Genomic DNA, 22131 nt, shown 5'->3' with positions numbered 1-22131 from the left:
GTGCATCCCATGATCTATCTATATTCACGCAGTCCTCAACACCCCAAAAATCCGGAGGAAGTAATGAAAAAACTATTTGCCATGACCGCACTGGGCGCTTGCGCATTGTTTTCGACATCGGCAGTGCTGGCTGCCGAAGCCGGCAAAAACTTGCAGGAAGTGACCTATCTGTTGCCGGCGCCAAAAACGTTGCCCTCGTTTGCGCCCTGGCTGATTGCCGAAAAAGAAGGCTATTTTGCTGATGAAGGCCTGAAGGTCAACTTCGTGACGGGCAAGGGTGGTGTTGATGTGGCCAAGCAAATTGGTGCTGGCAATGCCGTTATTGGCGGCGCCATTGGCGATACGCCTATTATTGTTCGCGCCAACGGTATCCCGGTCAAAGCCGTGGCCGTTCTGGGTGCTGGTTCGTTGACCCTGATAGCTTCACATGCCGACAAGCCCATCAACAAGCCCGCTGACCTGAAAGGCAAAACTATTTCGGTCATGGCCTATACCGATACCACCTACTACGCGCTGCTTGGCACGATGCGTAAAGCTGGCCTGACACGCGAAGACGCCAACATCCAGGCCGCAGGCCCGGCAGGTGTGTGGCAGTTGTTCTCGTCGGGTAAAACCGATGCTATGGCCGGTGTGCCTGACTGGGTGGTCAGTGCTCGTACGGCAGGCACCAAGGTCGATTTAATGCCCGCCAACGAACTGTTCGACAGCATGGCCCAGGCCATTCTGGCCTCAGACGAGTCGATCAAGAATAACCCTGAGCTCATCCAGAAAATGGTTCGTGCCACGCTCAAGGGTATGACACTCATCATGAAAGACACTGACAAGGCCGTGGCTTCTTATGTTGAAGCCAACCCTGCGTTCAAGGGCAAAGAAGGCGAAGTTCGTCAGATTTTCGATCTGTTCAATCAGTACGTGTATGCCAACCAGCAAGTGCCTGGTCAAATGAACGTCGACCGCCTGGCTAAAGTGCAAGACTTTTACGTTTCAGAAGGTGTTGTCAGCAAAGCTTCGAAGCTTGAAGACCTTTACACCAACCAGTTCGTTGGAGCTGGTCAATGAGTCTGGATTCATCCGCGGCCAGTGTTAACGCACCCGTAGGCGCATCCAGTCATCCATCACCTACGAAAGGAGCAGGCATGTCCAAGCATGCATTTACGTTAACTTGTAGTCTGGCCGTCCTGGCCCTCGTGCTGGCCGCTTGGCAGTGGTTGCCAAGCTGGCTGGGCACGCCTGAATACATTTGGCCCAAGTTCACTTCGGTGGTCACCGAAGGGTTCCGGATGTGGCACGATGGCAACCTGGTCGAGCACTTCGGTTACACCGCGCTTGAGGTCGTTCTTGGCTTCATTCTCGGCGCCATGCTGGGCTTGTTCGTGGGTGTGGTGTTGGGCCTGTCGCCCACCACCGAGTCCATTTTGTCCCCTTACATTCTGGCGTTGCAGATCGCGCCGAAAGTAGCGTTTGCTCCGCTGTTTGTGATGTGGATGGGCTACACCATTTACCCCAAGATTCTGGTGGGCATTCTTATTGTGTTTTTCCCCATCATGATCAACGTGTTGTCGGCCATTCGTACGGTTGATCCCGACATGGTCAATCTGGTGCGCACGCTCAATGCGTCGCGTTGGCAGATTTTCCGTCTGGTCGAGTTTCCATCGTCGCTGCCCGCGCTGTTCTCGGGTTTGCGTATTGGTTCAACGCTCGCTGTCATTGGCGTTACCGTGGGCGAACTGGTTGGCGGCAACAAAGGGCTTGGTTTCTTGCTGGTCGACTCTGAAGGCCAGGGGAACACCGCAGGTGTGTTCGTCGCCATCTTCGGGCTGACCGTCATTGGTATTGTGGCGTACGCCCTGGTGGTCTGGGCTGAACGCCGTTGCCTGCACTATGTGCCCAAAGTTAACACTACGACGGTATAAGGAAGCCATCACATGAGCGCAACGAATCACGCCTCAAATGTGGCCGGCAACCTGCTTGCAGGTCGCCGTGTCCTGGTCACGGGCGCAGCCCGTGGCCTGGGACTCGAGTTCGCCCGCCAAGTATTGTCGGCCGGTGCTTCAGTTGTTATTGCCGACATTCTGGCCGACGAGCTGCATACCGCGGCTGCAGCACTCAAAGCCCAGGGCCATGACGTGCATGCCGTGGTGTTTGACCAAAGCAACCCCGAGTCCATTACGCAGTGCGCCGAGCGCGCGACTGAACTGCTCGGCGGGCTCGACGGTTTGGTTAACAACGCGGCCATTACCAATTCGGGCGGCAAGAATATGGTCGACCTTCAAGCCGACGTATTCGACAAAGTCATGACAGTCAATGTGCGGGGTACCTGGCTGATGACGCAGGCCTGCTTGCCGGCGCTGCGGGCATCGGGGCAAGGCAGCGTGGTCAACCTGGCTTCCGACACTGCACTCTGGGGCGCACCTAACCTGATGGCTTATGTGGCGAGCAAAGGTGCAGTCATTGCCATGACGCGTTCTATGGCGCGCGAATTGGGCAATGACAACATCACCGTTAACGCCGTCGCGCCGGGCCTGACGTTGGTTGAGGCCACCGAGTACGTGCCGCAGCATCGTCATGACCTTTACGAAAACCAGCGGGCCATTCAGCGCCAGCAGGTGCCCGACGACGTCAGTGGCGTGGTGACTTTTCTCTTATCGGGCCTGTCGCGATTCGTGACTGGCCAACTCCTGGCTGTCAATGGCGGCTTTGTCATGCATTAAATCTATAGGTGAGTTTATGAGCGAGCAAGCAGTTAACGATCAACCAACCTGGGTCCGCCCGGAAGGCGCAAGCTTTGAAGACTGGATGACAACGCGTATTGCGCGGTTCTCGACCCGCAAGTACGACTGGGATGCCCTTAAGTTTCAGGCCGATTACGATCCTAAGTACCGTCGCGCGCAAATGCGTTACGTGGGTACTGGCGGTACTGGCGTGGCTGCCGACGTCAACACTGTGCCGTCCGAAAACTTTACGTTCTCGACCATGGTGATTCCGGCTGGTCACGAAGGCCCGTCGCACTTGCACACCGATGTCGAAGAGGTCTTCTTCGTCATTCGCGGCAAGCTTAAGCTGATTCTGGAAAAGGATGGCGAACGTTTCGAAACCATTCTGACTGATCGCGATCTGGTATCGGTTCCGCCCGGGGTGTATCGCGAAGAGATCAATATTGGTGACGAAGATGCGTTGATGTGTGTAATGCTTGGTGCCAAAAAGCCCATTACACCTACGTATCCGCCCGAGCACCCGCTGTCGAAAATCAAGCGCGGTTAGTTTAGGTTTTCTTATGCACGACTCGTCCGTTACGCCCGTCGCCGCTGTTTCCGAGCCCGCGTTTACCGCGCGGCGGGTGAGCACGCGTTTGGGCGACGTGGCCATACGCGAGTGCGGCCATGGGCCCCACACCATCGTCCTGTTGCATGGCATCAGTTCTGGTGCGGGCTCGTGGGCGCAGTGCGCAGGGTTGCTGGCCGACCGTGCGCACGTCATTGCCTGGGACGCCCCGGGATATGGCGAGTCTGATCCATTACCTCAGGCGACGCCTTTGGCAACCGACTACGCCGCCCGGCTCGATGCCTTGCTCGATGCGCTTGGTATCTCCGATTGTGTGCTGGTGGGGCATTCGTTGGGTGCCCTGATGGCCGCCGGCTATAGCAGCCTACCCACGTCCAGGGCACGTGCTTATGTGGTGTTCAGCCCAGCTTTGGGTTACGGCGGGTCGCCTCGTGCCGATCAAGTTCGGCAGGGGCGTTTGGCCAACCTCGATCAGTTGGGCATCGCTGGCATGGCCAAAGCATTGCCGGCAAGGCTGCTGTCCGACGCTGCAGACGAGCCGCAAAGGGCGGCAGTCACCGCTAATGCTATGCGTCTGAACCAGGCGGGTTATCGACAGGCAGTCGAATTGCTGTGTGGCGATGACATCAACCGCTACAGTGGCTTTACGCCCGAAAACTGCCGCGTGTACTGCGGAGACAAAGATATCGTGACCACGCCAGAACAGTCGGCGGCCTATGCGCAAACCCATGGGTTTGCTTTTGGGTTGGTCGAAGGCGCTGGTCACGCATGCTATATCGAGCAGCCCGCCCGAGTGGCTGCGCTGATTGGCCAGGCGCTAACAAGTAAGACGGGGCGGGCATGAGCGATACTTTGCATGTCGATACCCCAACCGCCACGTCACACGATCGCTTGGCGCGTGCCCATTCAAATACGGAATCGGGTTGGGATGAGGCATCTGTTTCCCAGTTGAACGAGCGCGGTGATACTGCTTTACCGGCGTCGTCTATTTCGATCTCTTCCCCCGCGCCAGGTGATGCCGCCGAAAAAGAAAAAGACAAATACACGGTGCCTGGCCTGGAGCGTGGCCTGCTGATCTTGTCGCAGTTCAGTCGTCACGAACCCGTGCTTTCCGCCCCGGAAATAGCACGCAGGCTGGGTATCCCGCGCTCGACTGTATTCCGTTTGCTGACCACACTCGAGCAATTGGGTTTTATAGAGCGCGATGAGACAGGCCGTGACTATCGTCTGACGGCTGCGGTGCTGCGATTGGGCTTCGAGCCCATGGCGACCAAAGATTTAACGGAGTTGGCCCGCCCCATACTTGAGCGCCTGCGCGATGTCACGGGTTGCACCTGCAATCTTGTCGTTCGCGACGGCCGCTCGGTGGTGTACGTTGGGCGTGTGGCCCAGCACAGCCCTTACGCCAACACAGTGCATTTGGGGACGCGTTTGCCTGCCCACGCGACCTTGTTTGGTCGCGTATTGTTGCGTGATTTGTCTTTCGATGCGCTGCAAACTTTATACCCCGAAGAGCGTTTGCATCAGGTGACAGATAAAACACCGGCCACGGTAGCTGAGCTTTACCGCGTGATGCAACACGACAGGCAGACCGATTACGTCTTTGATAAAGATTACTACGAGGCAGGAATCGCGACGTTGGCCGTACCCGTATGGGGTGGCGGTCAAAAAATTATTGCATCGCTGGGCATTACAGTGTCCAGCGCCGACGACGACACGGCGCGGCTGTCGCACCTGGCAAGCCAGGCTTGCCGTGCGGCGCGTGAGCTGTCGGGCTTGCTAGATCACATTGTCATTGCGACAAACTCACAACATTAATGGTTTCAATGCAAGAGGAACACATGATTAACCTTGAAGGAAAGGTCGCAGTCGTCACCGGCGGATCATCCGGTATCGGGCTGGCTACGGTCAGACTGTTGCTGTCGCAGGGCGCTGACGTTGCGCTGTGTGGCCGCAGCGCCGAACGCCTCAATAGCGTGGTGGCCAAGCTGAAAGCTGACTTCCCCGGTCGCCGTATATTTGCGCAGGCTTGCGATGTGCTCGACGCTGATCAGGTGCGCACATTTGCAGCCAGCGTGCGCGAGTCGTTGGGTGGCGTGTCGATGCTGATAAACAATGCGGGGCAAGGGCGGTTGTCGACCTTTGCCGACACCGACGACGCCGCATGGGAAGAAGAGCTGCGTCTGAAGTTTTTCTCGGTGATTAACCCCACGCGTGCGTTTTTGCCGGCCCTTGAACAACACGACGACGCGGCGATCGTCTGCGTTAATTCGTTGTTGGCTGCGCAGCCCGAGCCGCACATGGTGGCAACATCGGCCGCTCGTGCCGGCGTCATGAACCTCGTGCGTTCGATGGCGACCGAGTTCGCGCCCAAAGGCATTCGCGTCAATGGTATTTTGCTGGGCTTGGTCGATTCCGGCCAATGGCGTCGGCGCTTTGAGGCCCGCGAAGACCAGAGCGAAAGCTGGGAAACGTGGTCGCTGAATCTGGCGCGTCGCAAGCATATCCAATTGGGCCGTCTGGGTCGTCCTGAAGAGGCCGCCCGCGCCATTCTGTTCTTAGCTACACCTTTGTCTTCTTATACCACTGGCTCCCATATCGATGTTTCCGGAGGAGTATCCCGCCATGCATAAAACAAACGTAGAAGTAACCGTTGGGGCAGCCATCGCTGCATTCCTGGAAGAGTGCGGGGTCAAGACTGCATTCGGTGTGATTTCGATTCACAACATGCCTATTCTCGACGCCTTCGGCGAGCGCGGTGTTGTTCGGTTCATTCCCGCTCGTGGCGAAGCCGGCGGTACCAACATGGCCGACGCCTATGCGCGTACAACAGGCGAACTGGGCGTGTGTCTGACCAGTACAGGCACCGCAGCCGGTAACGCTTCCGGCGCCATGGTCGAAGCTCTGACGGCGGGCACCCCTATGTTGCACATTACCGGCCAGATCGAAACTCAATACATCGACCAGAATCTTTCTTATATTCACGAAGCACCCGACCAACTGACGATGTTGCATGCGGTGTCTAAAGCAGCGTTTCGTGTGCGCAGCGCCGAGACTGCGCTCAGCACCATCAAGCACGCCGTACAAATCGCCATGACGGCGCCGACTGGCCCGGTCAGTGTCGAAATCCCGATCGATATTCAAGGCGCACTGATTGCCATGCCGACAGACCTGCGCCCGCTTGAGGTGCCGGTTTATCAACCTGCCGAGGCCGCGCTCGACCGCTTGGCCGAACGTCTGGCCGGCGCCAAGCGCCCGTTGCTGTGGTTGGGTGGCGGTGCACGTCATGCAGGCAAGGCCGTGCAACGTCTGATGGCGCTCGGCTTTGGTGTGGTTACGAGTACACAGGGTCGCGGCATTGTTCCCGAAGATCATCCTCAATCGCTGGGTGCATTTAACCTGCACAAGCCCGTCGAGGCGTTTTACCAAACCTGCGATGCCATGGTCGTTGTGGGTTCGCGCTTGCGCGGTAACGAGACCCTCAAGTATCAGCTGAAGCTGCCGCGCCCGCTGTATCGCGTTGATGCCGATCCGGCGTCTGAAGGCCGTTGCTACGAAACAGATGCTTTCGTGCATGGTGACGCTTTGTTGGTGCTCGATGGGCTGGCTAACCGTCTGGAAGGCAAGACGTCCGTCGACCCGGCGTTCCAGGCTGATCTTGCCGCAGCCAAGCAGGCCGCTGTAGCGGGCTTGGTCGATGGCCTTGGCCCTTATGCCAAATTGGTTAGCGAACTGCAGTCGGCAGTCGGTAAAAACTTTAACTGGGTGCGCGACGTTACCGTTTCCAACAGTACCTGGGGTAACCGTTATCTGTATCTGAACGATGCGAAGGCCGGCGTTCATGCTTTGGGTGGCGGTATCGGCCAGGGCTTGGCAATGGGCATCGGCGCCGCCATTGGTGCCGCGCAGACGCAATCGGGTAAAAAGACCTGGACGCTTGCTGGCGACGGTGGCTTCATCCTTAACCTGGGTGAAATGGCTACGGCTGTGCAAGAGAAGGCCAATATGGTGATCGTGCTGATGAACGACAAAGGTTATGGCGTCATCAAGAACATCCAGGATGCGCAGTATGGCGGTCGTCGTCATTATGTTGACCTGCACACCCCCGATTACGCCAAGCTGTGCGAAGCCATTGCCATGCCTCATGTTCGGGTTTCGAAGCTCGAAGACCTTGGTGCCGCATTAAGCCGTGCAAATGCGCAAACCGGTCCGTTCATGATCGAGATCGACATGCTGTCTATCGGCAAATTTAAAACGGCTTTTGCAGGGCCACCCGTTAACCAGCCCGAGCCCATCACGCTCAGTTCGTAAGGGGTCGTTATGTCTGTTCAACGTATTGCCATGGTGGGCTTTGGCGCGATTGGCCAGTCGGTGTTCGATTTGATCGCCGACGAGCCGCGCCTGGCCATGACTCGCATTATTGTGCCTGAGGGTCATCAAGACGAAGCGCGTACAAAGTTGGGTGACAGTGCGCGCGGTGCCCAAGTAACGGTCGCCGCTGCGCTAGATTTGCTTAATGACCGCCCCGACTTACTGGTCGAATGCGCTGGCCACAGTGCTATCGAAACGCATGTGCTGCCGGCCCTGAAGGCCGGTGTGCCTTGCATGGTGGTTTCTATTGGCGCGCTGTCAGAGCCCGGCTTGCCCGAGGCGCTGGAAGCGGCCGCCAAGGCCGGCAACACACAAGTGCATTTGCTGTCGGGTGCCATTGGCGGTATTGATGCGTTGGCGGCCGCCCGCGTTGCAGGGCTTGACTCGGTAACGTACGTTGGGCGCAAGCCGCCTTTGGGTTGGCTGGGCACACCCGCCGAAGACAAGCTGGATCTGCGTAACCTTAAAGAAAAAGCGTTGTTTTTTGAGGGCTCGGCACGCGATGCGGCGCGTTTATATCCTAAAAACGCCAACGTAGCCGCCACGCTCTCGTTGGCGGGCATCGGTCTTGACCGTACCACCGTGCAGTTGTACGCCGACCCTACGGTTTCCGAAAACATTCATTACTACGAGGCGCAGGGTGCGTTTGGTTTTATGGGCGTTACGTTAAAAGGTAAGCCGTTGGCCAGCAACCCCAAAACCTCGGCGCTTACGGTGTACAGCGTCGTTCGTGCGCTCAAAAATCGTGTTGCGGCCGTTGCCGTTTAGCCTTGTATTCAAAGGGAAGTCATGAATAAACCCGATGTATTGCCCGTTTGGGCTGATGCGCAGCCTATTTGCATTGCCGGTGAATGGCGCTTGGGGCAGGGCAACACCTACGCCACTCACTACCCCGCCACCGGCGAGGTCGTCGCTACGTTGAATGCGGCCAGCCCTGACGACGTCGAGGCGGCGATTCAAGGCGCCCAGAAAGCCTTCGAAACCAGCGGCTGGGCACAACGCAAACCCCACGAGCGTGCTGCGGTGTTGTATCGCATTGCACAGCTTATTCGCGAGAAAGCCGAGCATCTTGCCCAGCTGCAACGACTGGATAACGGCAAGCCCATCAACGAAACCCGTGCCCTGGTGGCCAGCGCTGCCGGTACATTCCAGTTTTTTGCGTCAGCATGCGAAACCCTGGAGGACACCATCACGCCGTCGCGTGGCGACTTCATGTCCATGAGTGTTTACGAACCCATGGGCGTCGTGGCTGCTATCACACCCTGGAATTCGCCCATCGCCAGCGAGGCGCAGAAGATGGCGCCTGCTTTGGCGGGCGGTAACGCGGTTGTTGTGAAACCGGCTGAAATTACCCCCTTGATGGCGCTCGAACTGGCTCGTATTTGCGACGAGGCAGGTTTGCCTAAGGGGCTGGTCAGCGTATTGCCCGGCAAGGGCTCGGTCATTGGTGATCTGATCACTCGGCATCCGCTGGTACGACGGGTTTCATTTACCGGTGGGACCTCCGTAGGCCGACACATTGCCGGTATTGCTGCCGATAAGTTCATGCCCGCCTCTCTCGAACTGGGTGGCAAGTCGCCGACAATGGTGCTGGAAGATGCTGATCTGGATCACGCGGTGGCTGGTGTGTTGTATGGCATTTTCAGTTCGTCGGGCGAGTCGTGTATTGCCGGTTCTCGTTTGTTCGTGGCCCGCGCGGTCTACGACGAGTTCTTGTCCCGCCTGGTGGCAGGGGCCAAGCAATTGCGGGTAGGCGATCCAGCCGACGAAAGCACTCAAATGGGGCCGCTTATCAGCGACAGCCATCGTGCATCGGTTGAGCGCTACGTAAAAATCGGTGTAGAAGAGGGTGGCCGCGTGTTGTGCGGTGGCCAACGTCCCGCAGGCGAACTTTACGAGAAAGGCAGTTACTACCTGCCCACCATTATCGAAGGCCTGGACAACAGCAAAACCATTTGCCAGGAAGAAATTTTCGGGCCGGTGTTGGTGGTGATGCCTTTTGACAATATTGACGATCTTGTAGCGCAGGCGAACGACAGCGTTTATGCGCTGGCAGCCGGTATCTGGACACAAGACTATAAAAAGGCCTGGTCATTGGCCAAGGCAGTTAAAGCCGGCAATGTGTGGATTAACACCTATAAAGTGTTTTCTATTTCAACGCCTTTTGGCGGTTGGCGCGACAGCGGCCTGGGCCGCGAAAAAGGCCGTCAAGGTATTTTGCAGTACATGGAACAGAAAAGCGTGTACTGGGGCATGAACGAACAACCGTTGCCTTGGGCAGGGGTATAGCACCAACGGGCAGGGCGTGTCGGGCAATGGCCTGCTGCGCCCCAAACCGTTCGGGGTTGCACTATTCGAAGGAATTGAAATGGATGTACTAGGAATCGACGAAATTACGTATGGTGCCGATGATTTTGACACCTGCCGCAAATTCTTTGCCGACTGGGGCCTGACGCTCAAGTCTGATAGCGAGCAAAAACTGGTGTTTTCGACGCTGAATGGTTGTCTGGTTAACGTCGTGAAAGCCAACGACCCAGACTACCCGGCCCCTATCGAAGCCGGCCCAACTTTGCGCCATGTGGTGTGGGGCGTGTCGTCTGACGACGTTGTCGAACGCTTTGCCGGTCGCCTGGCCGACGTGGCGGGCTTTAAGCACGACAGTGGTCGAGTGTCTTGTATCGACCCTAACGGCATGTTGGTGAGCTTTCAAAAAACGCGCAAGCACGACGTCAGCGTCGATTGTGGTGAAAGCAATACCTGGAACAGTAAGCCGCGTATCAACGCGCGTAGCCCGGTGTACGAACGTGCCCAGCCCATTGAAGTGGGTCACGTTGTGTTCTTCGTCAGCGACGTTGCGGCTGTCGAGCAGTTTTACGCCGAAAAATTCGGTTTTGTCCCGTCCGATCGCTACCCCGGTCGCGGTGTATTCATGCGTTGCGACGCCGACGGCGGCCACCACGACTTGTTTCTGCTGCAAACCCCAGATAAAAAGGTCGGCCTGAATCACGTGGCCTTTGCCGTGCGCGACATTCATGAAGTGTTCGGCGGTGGTTTGCATTTCGATCGTTGCGGCTGGAAAACCCAGCTCGGCCCCGGCCGTCACCCCATCTCATCAGCCTATTTCTGGTACTTTGTTAACCCCGCTGGCGGGCTGATTGAATACTACGCCGACGAAGACCAATTAACTGATGCCTGGGAGCCTCGTGAATTCGAACCCGGCCCCACACGCTTTGCTGAGTGGGCAGTTGACGGCGGACTGGATGGCAATACTCGTCGCCAGAAGAATGTCGCTGCGCCCGAAGGCAAGTTTCTAACCGATCGCAAATAAGCGTAATTGCAGTCGCTACCGCAGCGTTGGTAGGTTAATTTAGAACGCGCCGCACGCTGAAACGCAAAACCCCCAATGTCATTATCCGACATTGGGGGTTTTTGCATTGGTAAGCACAAACCTTGTCCTGATGGCCCCTAGAGCTGCACAGCACCTTTTACCTAAAGCGCCATTCAAATGCATTGCCGCTTTGTTAAGTATTAAGCAGTAAAGTTGCCCGCAATAAAAAAACCGGGTAAATGCCTTCGGCATCACCCGGTTAAAAACTCAAATCTACGGTACTTCTGTTACTACAACGAAGCAAAAGCTTCGTTTTAAACCTTAATCAACCGATGAAACCGGTCGGGAACGAGCCCGACCGACCGGGTCACCAAGGTGATTAGAAGTTGTGGCGAACACCAGTCATGAAGGCAGTTTGGTTGTTGCCGGCGGCAGGGGCGTATGTGCCAATAACACCGCTGTTGGCAGAACTGGCGGCCTGGCCGCGGTTGTTAACATAAGCTGCCGAAGCGTAAACCGAAGTGCGCTTGGACAAGGCGTACTTGACGCGTGCAACGTACAACCACGATTTGGACGACTCAGATGCGTTCTTGAAGTTGATGTAGTTGACCGAGCCGTCAAGAGTAACAGCAGGCGTCAGCGCATAAGCGGCGCCGAGCGACCAGAGGTCCGAGCGCTCACCCAAAGCGGTTGTGGGGTTAATATCGTTCTTGCGGTTGATATAAACCAAGCCCAGCTTCAGTGCATCGAATTTAGCCCATGCGTTGAATGCCAGACGACGATCTTCGTCGCTAGGTGTAGTAGTGGCGGTTTGACCTGCACGAAGAGCGTCATAAGCAACGTTAACACCCCAGTTAGCAGCATCGTAACCGATCAAGCCGCTGTAGGACGCGCAAGCGTTTTCTTGATTGACGTCTACGCCACAAGAGGCTGTGCCGGTCGAGCTGTAGTCATTACGACCCTTAGCGTAGTGAGCGCCAACGGTTACGCCCGAGAACGTACCGCGATAGCTGATAGCGTTGTCTTGACGACGGTCGGGGATGTAAGAGTCAAGACCGCCCAGACCATGAGCGTTAGGGCCCATGATGTCGGAATTGAGCATGGACCAGAACAGCATGCTGTACTGACGTCCCAATGCAACTTGACCCCAGTCGCCTTTCAGGCCGACCCAGGCTTCACGACCGAACAAACGGCCACCTTGGTTAGAGTTACCAACGGCTGAGTTAAAGCCCGATTCCAGTTTGAAAACAGCTTCGAGGTTGTCGCTGATTTTTTCGGAACCGCGCAGGCCCCACATTGAAGGCCAAGAGTTGGTTTGTGTGTTCATACCAACGTAGTCTTCGCCATTAGTACCGATGTGGTTAACGTAGTTGATAGCGGTATCAATCGTACCGTACAGAGTCACGCTAGTGCCTTGAGCGGCAACCAGTGCGGGGAACGAGAGGGCCAGGCCCACGGTGAGTGCTTTTAACTTCATTGGTTAGTTCTCCAACGTTGATGAAAATGTATGCCGTTTGGCGGCACTGTTTTTAGTAATGCAACCAACTGCGTCACTTTACTACGGACTGTAAAAACTTCGCACCAAGAAAAGCTGCTGCTGTTGGGTTAGAAACCCGGCAACACGACTGCACAAAAATGAGAATTACCCCTGAACTGCTATTTTTGTTATGACGTATTTGCTTGATAGCACTACGTTTCTTGAGCGTTGAAGTGAGTGTACGGACAGGGGTTTGTGACGACGATAAGGGTAAACCCTTTTTTGTTCACAGATGTGTTGTAAAAACAACGTAATTGTGACGTTTTGGTGAATAGCGCCACGATTGTGACGCTATTTTGCTGTTTTTTTACGACAAATTAACGTCGGCGTAAAACAACAAAAACACTGACAAGCGCCAGGGCGACGAACAAAGCCAGAGCCCAAATGGCGTATTCGACGCCCAGTAAATGAACACGGGCATCGGCGCATGTGGCATAAATGCCAAACAGCCAGGGCAGGGCGGCCTCTAGCCCTGACTGGGCCATGAAGCGATCGGCAAAGGTCAGATCGCACGAGAACAGTTTGGCTGCAACGGTGTACTGATACCAGGCTGCCAATATGCCGCCCAAACTTAAGAGTAATGTGATCAAAGCGCTAAGTTTTTGCAGGACGCCAGGCCCTTTGCCCAAGCTGCCCAGCCAGGCAACCACAGCAATCGCAATAAAGATAACGCGCTGGAATACGCACCAGGCGCAGGGGCGCATATCGAAATAATGCTGAGACACCAGCGCAACGGCGACAGCAAGCACTGAAAGAAAGGCAACAAGGCGAAGCATGGTACGGGACGTTGGCAGCATATTTAATCTGATTCTAAAGAGGTCATGTGCGCTGTGCTTTTCGGTGCAGCGGCACGTGCGTTGGAAATCGTTAATTTAAAAGTGTGTAGCAAGCGTTATCTATGACTAACTGAGGCACGGTCGGCGACAGGACCTGTATGTGTCGAAAGCGCGTCAGACAGCGCTTTGCCACGCGGTATTAGCCGCCATCGTTTAATTGCCCCAGCAAGTTACGTTCAAACTGCAATTGCGCGCGGGGGTGTTCAAGAACGTCGCCCTCAATAATAAATACGTCTTCGACGCGGTCGCCCAGGGTAAGCACTTTGGCCATTTTCAGGTCGATGGCGTGGCGCGCAAAAACACGGGCCAGACTATACAACAAGCCAGGGCGATCAGATGAAGTAATGGCCAAGCGCCACGACTTTGAGTTTTCGTCGGGCTCCAGCGCAATATTGGGGACAATCGGAAACACACGAGACCGCCGCGACATGCGTTTGCGTAAGACTTCGGCAGGGCGCTCGGGCGGGAGCGGCTGGTTTTGTTTCAGTGCATCGGCCAGCTCGTGCTCAATCAGGCTCGCCCACGAGCGGTAATCGGTGTCGTGTTGCGGCAGCAAGACAATAAAGCTGTCCAACGCCCAGCCGTGGCGTGTGGTGTGAATACGGGCGTCTTGAATGCTTAATGTATGTTGGTCGAAATACCCGCATATCGCCACGAACAGGTCGGGGCGGTCTTTAATATAGACCATGATTTGAAGCCCCTGGTTTTGGCCGATGACACGCGCTTTGACAACGGGTTCGTCAGTATCCACCCGATGATACAAATGGCGGGTGTGCCAGGCGATTTCGGCGGCATCGTGACGTAAGAAATAGGCAACGTCGAGCTGCCGCCAGAAAGCTTCGCGCGCTTCGTCGCGCAGCCCAAGCAAACGGATCTCTGCTGCAGCAGCTTCTTTGCGCTGGGTCAGTACAGTACCGGTATCGGGGGGTGTGCCCCCCAGTGCGTCGTGTGTCAGGTGATACAGGTCTTCAAGCAGTTTGCCTTTCCAAGAGTTCCATACCTTGGGGCTGGTGCCACGAATGTCTGCTACCGTTAGCAGATACAGTGCGGCCAGTCGTCGTTCGCTGTTCACGCGCCGGGCAAATTCGTGAACGGTGCGCGGGTCGGACAAGTCGCGCTTTTGCGCAAACGTCGACATGGTCAAGTGTTCACGCACCAAAAATACAACCAGGTCGGTGTCTTCGGTCGACACGCCATGCTGACGACAAAAGCGTTTGACATCTTTAGCGCCTAACTCGGAGTGGTCGCCGCCCCGGCCTTTGGCAATGTCGTGATAAAGCGCTGCTATATATAGCAGCCAATGCCTGTCCATGTCGGCAATCAGCTGGCTGGCCAGCGGATACTCTTGCGCATGTTCGGGCATGGTAAACCGGCGCAAATTGCGAATAACGCGCAAGGTGTGTTGGTCTACCGTGTAGGCGTGGAACAAGTCGTGCTGCATCTGCCCCACAATCTTGCGAAATTCGGGCAGGTAACGCGGCAAAATATTCAGTAGGGTCATGCGACGCAGGGCGTGCACAATACCGCGCGGCTGCTGCAATATTTGCATGAACAGGTAACGGTTGACCGGGTTGCGTCGGAACTGGGTGTCGATCAATCGGCGGGCATGCCACATGGCGCGCATAACTTGCGCCGACAGGCCGGTCAGTTCGGGGCGTTCTTGCACCGCCAAAAAAGCCTTGAGCAGTAGCGTAGGGTTGCGTTCGAACGCATCGGGGCGACGAATATCCAGCCGGTTATGAATGACGCTGAAGTCGTCGTCGATCGGGGTTGCTTTTACATCCGGCGAGGCAAATAAACGCTCTTCGAATGTCTGCATCAGAATGGTATTTAGCTGGTTAACCACGCGTGCCGCCCAGTAGTAGCGCTGCATCAGCAGTTCGCTGGCCCGGCGTGTTTTGGTGGCTTCGAAGCCATAAATTTTGGCTAGTGCCGGTTGCAGATCAAACAGCAGGCGGTCCTCGCGACGCCTCGCCAGCAGATGCAATTCTATGCGCAGCCGTTTAAAAGCCAGCTCGGCGCGACGCAGCGCGCGATACTCGGCCGGGGTCAGCAGGTCGGTCTGGCCGATTTCTTGCCAGGTTTGCCCAATTCCGGAGGCCTGCGCTATCCATAATATGACCATCAGGTCGCGCAGGCCGCCGGGCGCTTCTTTGCAATTGGGCTCAAGTGAATAGGGCGTATCCTGGTGTCGCGCATGGCGCTGCTGCATTTCGGCGCGTTTGGCCTGGAAAAATGCTTGTGGATCGCGCTGGTCGGCCATTGCCGTTTGCAGTGAAGCGAGGAGCGGCTTGCTGCCCGCTAGCCATCGAACCTCCATTAGTGCGGTTTCAACGGTAATGTCGTTGGCAGCCTCGCGCTGGCAGTCGGCCAGGGTGCGCACGCTATGCCCGACGTCGAAGCCCAGATCCCAAAGTGCGGTTACCAGGGCTTCGAGGCGAACCCGATCTGCGCTGTCGGGCTCGCGGGCGAGCAGTATCAGTAGGTCAATATCGGAGTAAGGGTACAGTTCGCCCCGGCCATACCCGCCAACAGCTGCCAAGCAGGCGCCTGGTGGCAGTGGGTTAATTTTTAGTATGTCGCGCAGGGTCTGGTCGGTTACGCGTCGCAAGCCGCCCAGCAGCTTTTCGGGCCGAAGGTGTTTTCGATAGCTCTCAATGACCTCGTTGCGCCGCTGGGTGTAGTGTTCTCGCAGGTCGTTCAGGCGGGCAGGGGTCATTTTTTGATGGCAAAAAAATTAAGGTGGTTAAGCCGTCCTGCCGCCACATGCTCTGTATTTAGTGCAATACAGGAAAAATCGAGAACGATGTCGTATGCTGCACGTGCCGGCGCAAGCGTTAGGGTTGGCCCACAAAGGCAGGTGGGGCGGGCATGCCGGGCGAAGCCGTGAGTATTTCGTATCCGGTGTCGGTGACGAGCACGCTGTGTTCCCATTGGGCGGACAGGCTGTGGTCGCGCGTGACGACTGTCCAGCCGTCGGCCAACTGACGGATGTCGCGGCGGCCGGCGTTAATCATGGGTTCGACCGTGAAAATCATGCCGGGTTCAAGTGTAATGCCGGTGCCTGCCTTGCCGTAGTGCAAAATTTGGGGGTCTTGGTGAAATTTCTGGCCTACGCCATGGCCGCAGTATTCTCGTACGACCGAGAACCCTTGTTTTTCTGCATGCTTTTGGATGGCCGACCCGATGTCACCCAGTTTATTGCCGGGCTTGACTTGTTCGATACCCAGCCACATGCAGTCGTAGGTGGTTTCGACCAAGCGACGCGCCAAGATAGAAGGTTCGCCTACAAAAAACATACGGCTGGTGTCGCCAAACCACCCGTCTTTAATTACGGTGACGTCTATATTGATGATGTCGCCGTTTTTTAAGACCTTGTCGCCGGGAATGCCGTGGCAAATGACATGATTGACTGATGCGCAAATGGCGCCAGGAAACGGCGGGTACCCCGGCGGTGCATAGCCGATAGTGGCCGACTTAACTTTTAGTTCGTTGGTAATGAAGTCGACACACAAGCGATCGAGTTCGCCGGTGGTGACACCCGGTTTGACGTGGGGCGTCAGGAAGTCGAGCGTTTGGGCTGCCGCTTGGCAGGCCGCGCGCATTTTATCCAGGTCGATTGGGTCGGTGACTAAAGGGGTGGTCATGTGCAACTTGAGCCTATGGGTAAAAAGATAGTAGAATTATAGGCTTTCCTGAATTTAGCGACTGTTGGTTGGCGGGGCCGGGGTTAAATATCTTGGCGGGCCTTTGGCTTAATAACTCGGTAGGCCTTTGGCTTAACTGAGGCAACCAGGTCGGTAAATAGCAGGAAAACACTTTTGTTTATTTTAAATCGCGTGCCCGGCCACCTTAGGGTGTTTGCGCGGGGCCCGAACTGGCGTTTTTTAACGTCTTGGTCTGGCTAGTTTAGTCCAGGCCTGCGGGCCGCTTGCAAATACAGGTTGGGTACAAGACCAAACCCTTGGAGAATTTAAATGTCTTTGATGCGTGAAATGCTTGAAGCTGGTGTGCACTTTGGCCACCAAACCCGTTACTGGAACCCCAAGATGGCTCCGTTCATCTTCGGTCAGCGTAACAAAATCCACATCGTCAACCTCGAAAAAACCGTTGCCCAGTACGTAGAAGCTGCGAAGTTCATGCGTCAAACTGCGGCCCGTGGCGGTACCGTCCTGTTCGTCGGCACAAAGCGTGCTGCGCGCGAATTGGTCGCTCAAGAAGCCGCTCGTTGCGGTATGCCTTACGTCGACAGCCGTTGGCTCGGCGGCATGATGACCAACTTCAAAACGGTTAAAAGCTCGGTCAAGCGTCTGAAAGACATGGAAGCTCAGAAAGCCGAAGGCGCAACCGAAAAAATGAGCAAAAAAGAAGCGCTCATGTTCGAACGCGAACTCGACAAGCTGAACAAGGCCATTGGCGGTATCAAAGACATGAACACGTTGCCTGATGCGCTGTTTGTCATCGACGTCGGCTACCATAAAATTGCTGTTGCCGAAGCACGTACGCTGGGTATCCCCGTGGTTGCGGTTGTTGATACCAACCACTCGCCCGAAGGTATTGACTACGTCATTCCGGGTAACGATGACTCTGCTAAAGCTATTGCACTGTACGCCCGTGGCATGGCCGACGCCGTCCTGGAAGGTCGTGAGCAGCGCCTGAACGGCCTGGTCGAAGAAGTGGCTGAAGGCGAAGAAGAGTTCGTCGAGGTCGAGGAAGAGCGCGGCGAGTAACGCCCGTTGTGGCCGCTACACGCGGCCCCGCTGTTACTGACTCGTGCCCCGGTAAACCCGGGGCGTCTTTTACTGAATTGGAGAAAACTGTGGCTCAAATTACCGCATCGATGGTTAAAGAACTGCGCGAGAAAACCGACGCGCCCATGATGGAATGCAAAAAAGCATTGACCGAAGCCGAAGGCGATATGGCCCGTGCTGAAGAAATTTTGCGCATTAAACTGGGTAACAAGGCTAGCAAAGCGGCCAGCCGCATTACAGCCGAAGGCCTGATTGGCCTGTTTATTGCTGCCGACGGCAAGCAAGGCGCTGTTGTCGAAGTCAATTGCGAAACCGACTTCGTCGCCAAAAACGACGACTTCATCGCGTTTGTCAACGATCTGGCACAGCTGATCACCGAAAAGAACCCTGCCGACGTCGCCGCTTTGTCCGAAATGGCTTTCCGTACCGGTACGGTTGAGTCCGTTCGCGCTGAATTGGTCGGTAAAATCGGTGAAAACATGTCGGTTCGTCGCTTCCAGCGTTTCGAAACAACCAATCAGTTGGCCAGCTACGTTCACGGCGGCCGCATCGGCGTGCTGGTTGACTTCGCAGGCAACGAAGAAGTCGGCAAAGACCTGGCCATGCACATTGCAGCCACCAAACCTAAAGCGCTCGACGCGAGTGGCGTTGCCGCCGAAGATATCGCTGCAGAGCGTTCGGTTGCCGAGCAGAAAGCACAAGAGTCGGGTAAGCCTGCCGATATCGTGACCAAAATGGTCGAAGGTGCCGTGGCCAAGTTCCTGAAAGAAGTTACTTTGCTGTCGCAGCCTTTCGTGAAGAACGACAAGCAGTCAGTCGAGCAGATGCTGAAGGAAAAGAATGCTTCTATCGCTCGCTTTGCCCTTTATGTGGTGGGTGAAGGCATCGAGAAGAAGCAAGAGGACTTTGCAGCCGAAGTAGCTGCTGCCGCCGGCAACTAAGCGTCTTCAACTTCTGCGTTGCGCCTATTTCGGCGTAACATGCAAGTAGTGTCATAATGCCCGGGCACAAACGTGCTTGGGCATTGTCACGCATCAGGCCACACTACGGGCTGTTTCTACAGGAAATTCTTATGACCACCAGATCGTACAAGCGTGTTCTTCTTAAACTGTCTGGCGAAGCGCTGATGGGTGAAGACGCTTACGGGATCAATCGCAGTACCATCTTGCGCATGACCGAAGATATCGCCGAGGTCGCCAAATTGGGTATTGAGCTGGCCATTGTTATTGGCGGCGGCAATATTTTTCGTGGGGTAGCGCCCGGCGCCCAAGGGATGGACCGTGCGACGGCCGATTACATGGGCATGATGGCCACCGTCATGAACGCGCTGGCCTTGCAAGACGCTTTAAAAAATCGGGGCCTTGACGCCCGCGTACAGTCGGCGCTGAATATCGACCAGGTGGTCGAACCTTACATTCGCCCCAAAGCTTTGCGTTACCTCGAAGAGGGCAAGGTCGTTATTTTTGCGGCGGGTACGGGTAACCCCTTCTTTACCACCGACACTGCTGCAGCATTGCGCGGCGCCGAAATCGGTGCTGAAGTGGTCCTCAAAGCCACCAAGGTCGATGGCATCTACAGTGCCGATCCCAACAAGGATCCCGACGCCACCCGATACAATCGCATCAGTTTCGACGAAGCCATTGTGCGTCGTCTTGAAGTCATGGACGCCACGGCCTTCGCGCTGTGCCGCGACCAGAAATTGCCTATCAAGGTGTTTTCGATCAACAAGCCGGGCGCGCTTGCCCGCGTTGTTCAGGGCGAAGACGAAGGCACCCTGGTACACGTCTGACAAAGGAACGGAAATGAGTCTTTCAGAAGTCAAACAATCTACACAAGAGCGCATGATCAAAAGTGTCGATGCGCTCAAGACCAACCTGTCCAAAATCCGTACTGGCCGCGCTCATGGCGGTATCCTCGATCACGTGCTGGTCGAGTACTACGGTTCGCCTGTACCCGTAGGTCAGGTCGCCAACGTTACCGTGGTCGATGCCCGTACGCTTAGCGTGCAGCCCTACGAAAAAAACATGGTGGGTCCTATCGAAAAAGCCATTCGCGATTCCGATCTTGGACTAAATCCCGTGTCTATGGGTGACAACATCCGTGTGCCGATGCCGGCGCTTACAGAAGAACGTCGCCGTGATCTGACCAAGGTGGTTCGTTCCGAAGGCGAAGACGCCAAAGTGGCTATTCGTAATTTGCGTCGTGATGCCAACGATTCGGCTAAAAAAATGGTCAAAGACAAAGAAATCTCTGAAGATGACGAGCGTCGTCTGCAAGATGAGGTTCAAAAAATGACCGACAAGCACGTTGCCGAAATCGACAAGCTGGTTGCCCAAAAAGAAGCCGAAATCATGACGGTGTAGTCAACCGTCGTTTTATTACCCTGTATCTTCAGTGCCTATGTCAGTCAGCTCGACGCAGTCCATTCCCGACGCCACCGATACGCCTCGCCATGTGGTGATCATTATGGACGGGAATGGCCGTTGGGCGACCCAGCGATTTTTGCCACGCACGGCAGGGCATGTGCGGGGTGTGCAGGCGGTACGGCGCGCCATTGAAGGCTGTGGCCGTGCCGGCGTCAAGTACCTGACGTTATTCGCGTTCAGCTCTGAAAACTGGCGCAGGCCACAGGAAGAGGTCTCTTTACTGATGCGCCTGTTCGTTCAGACGCTCGAAAAGGAAGTAGGCAAGCTGGCCGATCAAGGGGTAAGGCTGCGCGTGGTGGGCGATTTGTCTGCCTTCGAGCCGCGCCTGCAAGACCTGATCAAGGTAGCCGAGGCTCGAACCGCTCATAATGACGTTCTGCACCTGACAATTGCCGCCAATTATGGCGGTCGGTGGGACATCTTGCAGGCTACTCGACAGCTGCTGAAAGATCAGCCCGAACTGGCGCAGACGCCAGACGCCATCACCGAGTCGATGTTGGCTGACCGTCTGACAATGGCTTGGGCACCTGAACCAGACCTGTTTATTCGCACAGGTGGTGAACAGCGTGTATCCAACTTCCTGATCTGGCAGTTGGCCTATACCGAAATGTATTTCACACCGACCTATTGGCCCGATTTCGATGCCGATGCCCTGGGGCAGGCTTTTGACTGGTATCGCCACCGAGAGCGGCGATTCGGTCGCACCAGCGAACAGCTGGCCAAAAAATCAAAATATTAAGGGGCAGTCTGCTTATGCTGGCTCAGCGCGTTGTTACCGCCGTCGTGATGCTAGCCGTGCTGCTGGCTGCCGTGCTGGCGCCACAAATTTGGCCATTGGCCCTTATTTTAGGGTTGGCTGCGGCCGCTACGCTTTGGGAGTGGTTGCGTCTCACCCTGCCACGCTGCATGTCTGCCTTGGCCTGGATGGCGGGCGCTGTTTTTGTTGTGGCGACTTCGGCGATATTGTTTACTGCCAGCGGCCAGCAACTGCTCATCAGCGTGGCTAATGTTGCGTTATTGCCGCTGTTGTGGCTAACCGTTTTGTTTTGGCTGGGTGTTGCCATGCCCTCTGTGATACGAGGCGATGCGCAGCGTTCGGCGCCTAGTGTTTTCTACAGCCTTGCGGCCGTTGTTGCTTTGTTGGCCGCCTGGCTGTCAGTCATTATTTTGCTGTTGCATAAAGGCCCCTGGTATCTGGTGTCGTTATTGGCGCTTATCTGGTTTGCCGATATTGCCGCCTATTTTTGTGGCAAGGCATTTGGTCGTCACAAGCTCGCCCCGCGAGTTAGCCCCGGCAAAACCTGGGAAGGCGCTTTCGGCGGCGTTATCGCCGCCACCGCCTGGACGATGGCCAGCAGTATTTGGCCTGGTACCTTCGGTGCCGACCTGCTGCAGCAATGGTCCTTTGTCGCCGCCTTGGGCTTTGCAGTTTTGCTGGCGGCTATTTCCATTGTGGGCGACCTGTTCGAGTCTTTGCTCAAGCGGCGCGCCGGGTTCAAAGACTCCAGCGGTCTCTTGCCCGGACATGGCGGCGTGTTCGACCGCATCGATGCCTTATTGCCGGTTGCTCCGCTGGCGTTGTTGCTTGTAGGGGTTTAGT

The 22131-nt window shown here is 56.0% G+C and carries 21 protein-coding genes; 17 read left to right on the top strand and 4 right to left on the bottom strand.

The genetic code is table 11. The annotated features are described in order from the left end of the window. Positions 1 to 63 precede the first annotated feature (63 nt). The 11 genes from PuT2_RS06220 to PuT2_RS06170 all read left to right on the top strand — a co-directional run bounded on the left by PuT2_RS06220 (position 64) and on the right by PuT2_RS06170 (position 10981). Positions 64 to 1059, top strand: a complete 996-nt coding sequence (locus PuT2_RS06220; RefSeq protein WP_093970195.1) for an ABC transporter substrate-binding protein — start codon at positions 64 to 66, stop codon at positions 1057 to 1059. A 77-nt stretch (positions 1060 to 1136) separates the two neighbouring features. After that, positions 1137 to 1913: an ABC transporter permease gene (locus PuT2_RS06215; protein ID WP_233574914.1), complete on the top strand. Its 777-nt coding sequence runs from the start codon at positions 1137 to 1139 to the stop codon at positions 1911 to 1913. Between the two features lie 12 nt (positions 1914 to 1925). Then, positions 1926 to 2711: an SDR family oxidoreductase gene (locus PuT2_RS06210; protein ID WP_093970193.1), complete on the top strand. Its 786-nt coding sequence runs from the start codon at positions 1926 to 1928 to the stop codon at positions 2709 to 2711. Between the two features lie 16 nt (positions 2712 to 2727). Next, positions 2728 to 3261: a cupin domain-containing protein gene (locus PuT2_RS06205; RefSeq protein WP_093970192.1), complete on the top strand. Its 534-nt coding sequence runs from the start codon at positions 2728 to 2730 to the stop codon at positions 3259 to 3261. A 13-nt stretch (positions 3262 to 3274) separates the two neighbouring features. Further along, positions 3275 to 4126, top strand: coding sequence for an alpha/beta fold hydrolase (locus tag PuT2_RS06200; RefSeq protein ID WP_093970191.1), 852 nt, complete (start codon positions 3275 to 3277; stop codon positions 4124 to 4126). Continuing rightward, positions 4123 to 5100 carry an IclR family transcriptional regulator gene (locus PuT2_RS06195; RefSeq protein ID WP_093970190.1) on the top strand — a complete coding sequence of 326 codons (978 nt, stop codon included), beginning with the start codon at positions 4123 to 4125 and terminating at the stop codon, positions 5098 to 5100. The genes PuT2_RS06200 and PuT2_RS06195 overlap by 4 nt, the downstream gene beginning before the upstream one ends. 23 nt (positions 5101 to 5123) lie before the next feature. Then, the gene (locus PuT2_RS06190) at positions 5124 to 5915 is read left to right on the top strand and encodes an SDR family oxidoreductase (protein WP_093970189.1); all 792 of its coding nucleotides are present in this window, start codon (positions 5124 to 5126) and stop codon (positions 5913 to 5915) included. Beyond that, a complete protein-coding gene (locus PuT2_RS06185; RefSeq protein ID WP_093970188.1) occupies positions 5908 to 7593 on the top strand; it encodes a thiamine pyrophosphate-binding protein in 1686 nt (561 codons plus the stop codon). The genes PuT2_RS06190 and PuT2_RS06185 overlap by 8 nt, the downstream gene beginning before the upstream one ends. A 9-nt stretch (positions 7594 to 7602) precedes the next feature. After that, positions 7603 to 8421: an aspartate dehydrogenase gene (locus tag PuT2_RS06180; RefSeq protein ID WP_093970187.1), complete on the top strand. Its 819-nt coding sequence runs from the start codon at positions 7603 to 7605 to the stop codon at positions 8419 to 8421. Between the two features lie 21 nt (positions 8422 to 8442). Then, positions 8443 to 9942 (top strand): aldehyde dehydrogenase, encoded by a 1500-nt coding sequence (locus PuT2_RS06175; RefSeq protein WP_093970186.1) that lies wholly within the window; start codon positions 8443 to 8445, stop codon positions 9940 to 9942. A gap of 79 nt (positions 9943 to 10021) precedes the next feature. Beyond that, positions 10022 to 10981, top strand: coding sequence for a VOC family protein (locus PuT2_RS06170; RefSeq protein ID WP_093970523.1), 960 nt, complete (start codon positions 10022 to 10024; stop codon positions 10979 to 10981). Positions 10982 to 11360: 379 nt separating this feature from the next. On the opposite strand, the gene PuT2_RS06165 is transcribed toward PuT2_RS06170, so the two are convergent. From PuT2_RS06165 to map, 4 genes are all read right to left on the bottom strand, one after another. Beyond that, the gene (locus PuT2_RS06165; protein WP_093970185.1) at positions 11361 to 12458 is read right to left on the bottom strand and encodes a porin; all 1098 of its coding nucleotides are present in this window, start codon (positions 12456 to 12458) and stop codon (positions 11361 to 11363) included. Positions 12459 to 12835: 377 nt separating this feature from the next. Continuing rightward, positions 12836 to 13315, bottom strand: coding sequence for a disulfide bond formation protein B (locus PuT2_RS06160; protein ID WP_093970184.1), 480 nt, complete (start codon positions 13313 to 13315; stop codon positions 12836 to 12838). Positions 13316 to 13493: 178 nt separating this feature from the next. Next, positions 13494 to 16073: a [protein-PII] uridylyltransferase gene (locus tag PuT2_RS06155; protein ID WP_093970183.1), complete on the bottom strand. Its 2580-nt coding sequence runs from the start codon at positions 16071 to 16073 to the stop codon at positions 13494 to 13496. A 118-nt stretch (positions 16074 to 16191) separates the two neighbouring features. Further along, positions 16192 to 17001 (bottom strand): type I methionyl aminopeptidase, encoded by an 810-nt coding sequence (gene map, locus PuT2_RS06150; RefSeq protein ID WP_093970182.1) that lies wholly within the window; start codon positions 16999 to 17001, stop codon positions 16192 to 16194. Between the two features lie 330 nt (positions 17002 to 17331). On the opposite strand from map, the gene rpsB reads away from it, so the two are divergent. The 6 genes from rpsB to PuT2_RS06120 all read left to right on the top strand — a co-directional run bounded on the left by rpsB (position 17332) and on the right by PuT2_RS06120 (position 22130). Beyond that, positions 17332 to 18084 (top strand): 30S ribosomal protein S2, encoded by a 753-nt coding sequence (gene rpsB, locus PuT2_RS06145; RefSeq protein ID WP_093970181.1) that lies wholly within the window; start codon positions 17332 to 17334, stop codon positions 18082 to 18084. A gap of 89 nt (positions 18085 to 18173) precedes the next feature. Next, entirely contained in the window at positions 18174 to 19046 is an 873-nt protein-coding gene (tsf, locus tag PuT2_RS06140) for a translation elongation factor Ts (protein WP_093970180.1), read from the top strand. Positions 19047 to 19177: 131 nt separating this feature from the next. Then, positions 19178 to 19894 carry a UMP kinase gene (pyrH, locus tag PuT2_RS06135; protein WP_093970179.1) on the top strand — a complete coding sequence of 239 codons (717 nt, stop codon included), beginning with the start codon at positions 19178 to 19180 and terminating at the stop codon, positions 19892 to 19894. A gap of 13 nt (positions 19895 to 19907) precedes the next feature. Beyond that, positions 19908 to 20468, top strand: a complete 561-nt coding sequence (gene frr / locus PuT2_RS06130) for a ribosome recycling factor (protein ID WP_093970178.1) — start codon at positions 19908 to 19910, stop codon at positions 20466 to 20468. 37 nt (positions 20469 to 20505) lie between these two features. Beyond that, on the top strand, positions 20506 to 21270 hold the full coding sequence (gene uppS, locus PuT2_RS06125; RefSeq protein ID WP_093970177.1) for a polyprenyl diphosphate synthase: 765 nt from the start codon (positions 20506 to 20508) through the stop codon (positions 21268 to 21270). Between the two features lie 14 nt (positions 21271 to 21284). Then, on the top strand, positions 21285 to 22130 hold the full coding sequence (locus PuT2_RS06120; RefSeq protein ID WP_093970176.1) for a phosphatidate cytidylyltransferase: 846 nt from the start codon (positions 21285 to 21287) through the stop codon (positions 22128 to 22130). Position 22131 lies beyond the last annotated feature (1 nt).

It is taken from the genome of Pusillimonas sp. T2 (genome assembly GCF_002236805.1).
GTDB lineage: Bacteria > Pseudomonadota > Gammaproteobacteria > Burkholderiales > Burkholderiaceae_B > Neopusillimonas.
The sequence above is the reverse complement of the archived record's forward strand: the minus strand, read 5'-3'. Positions and strand labels throughout refer to the sequence as shown.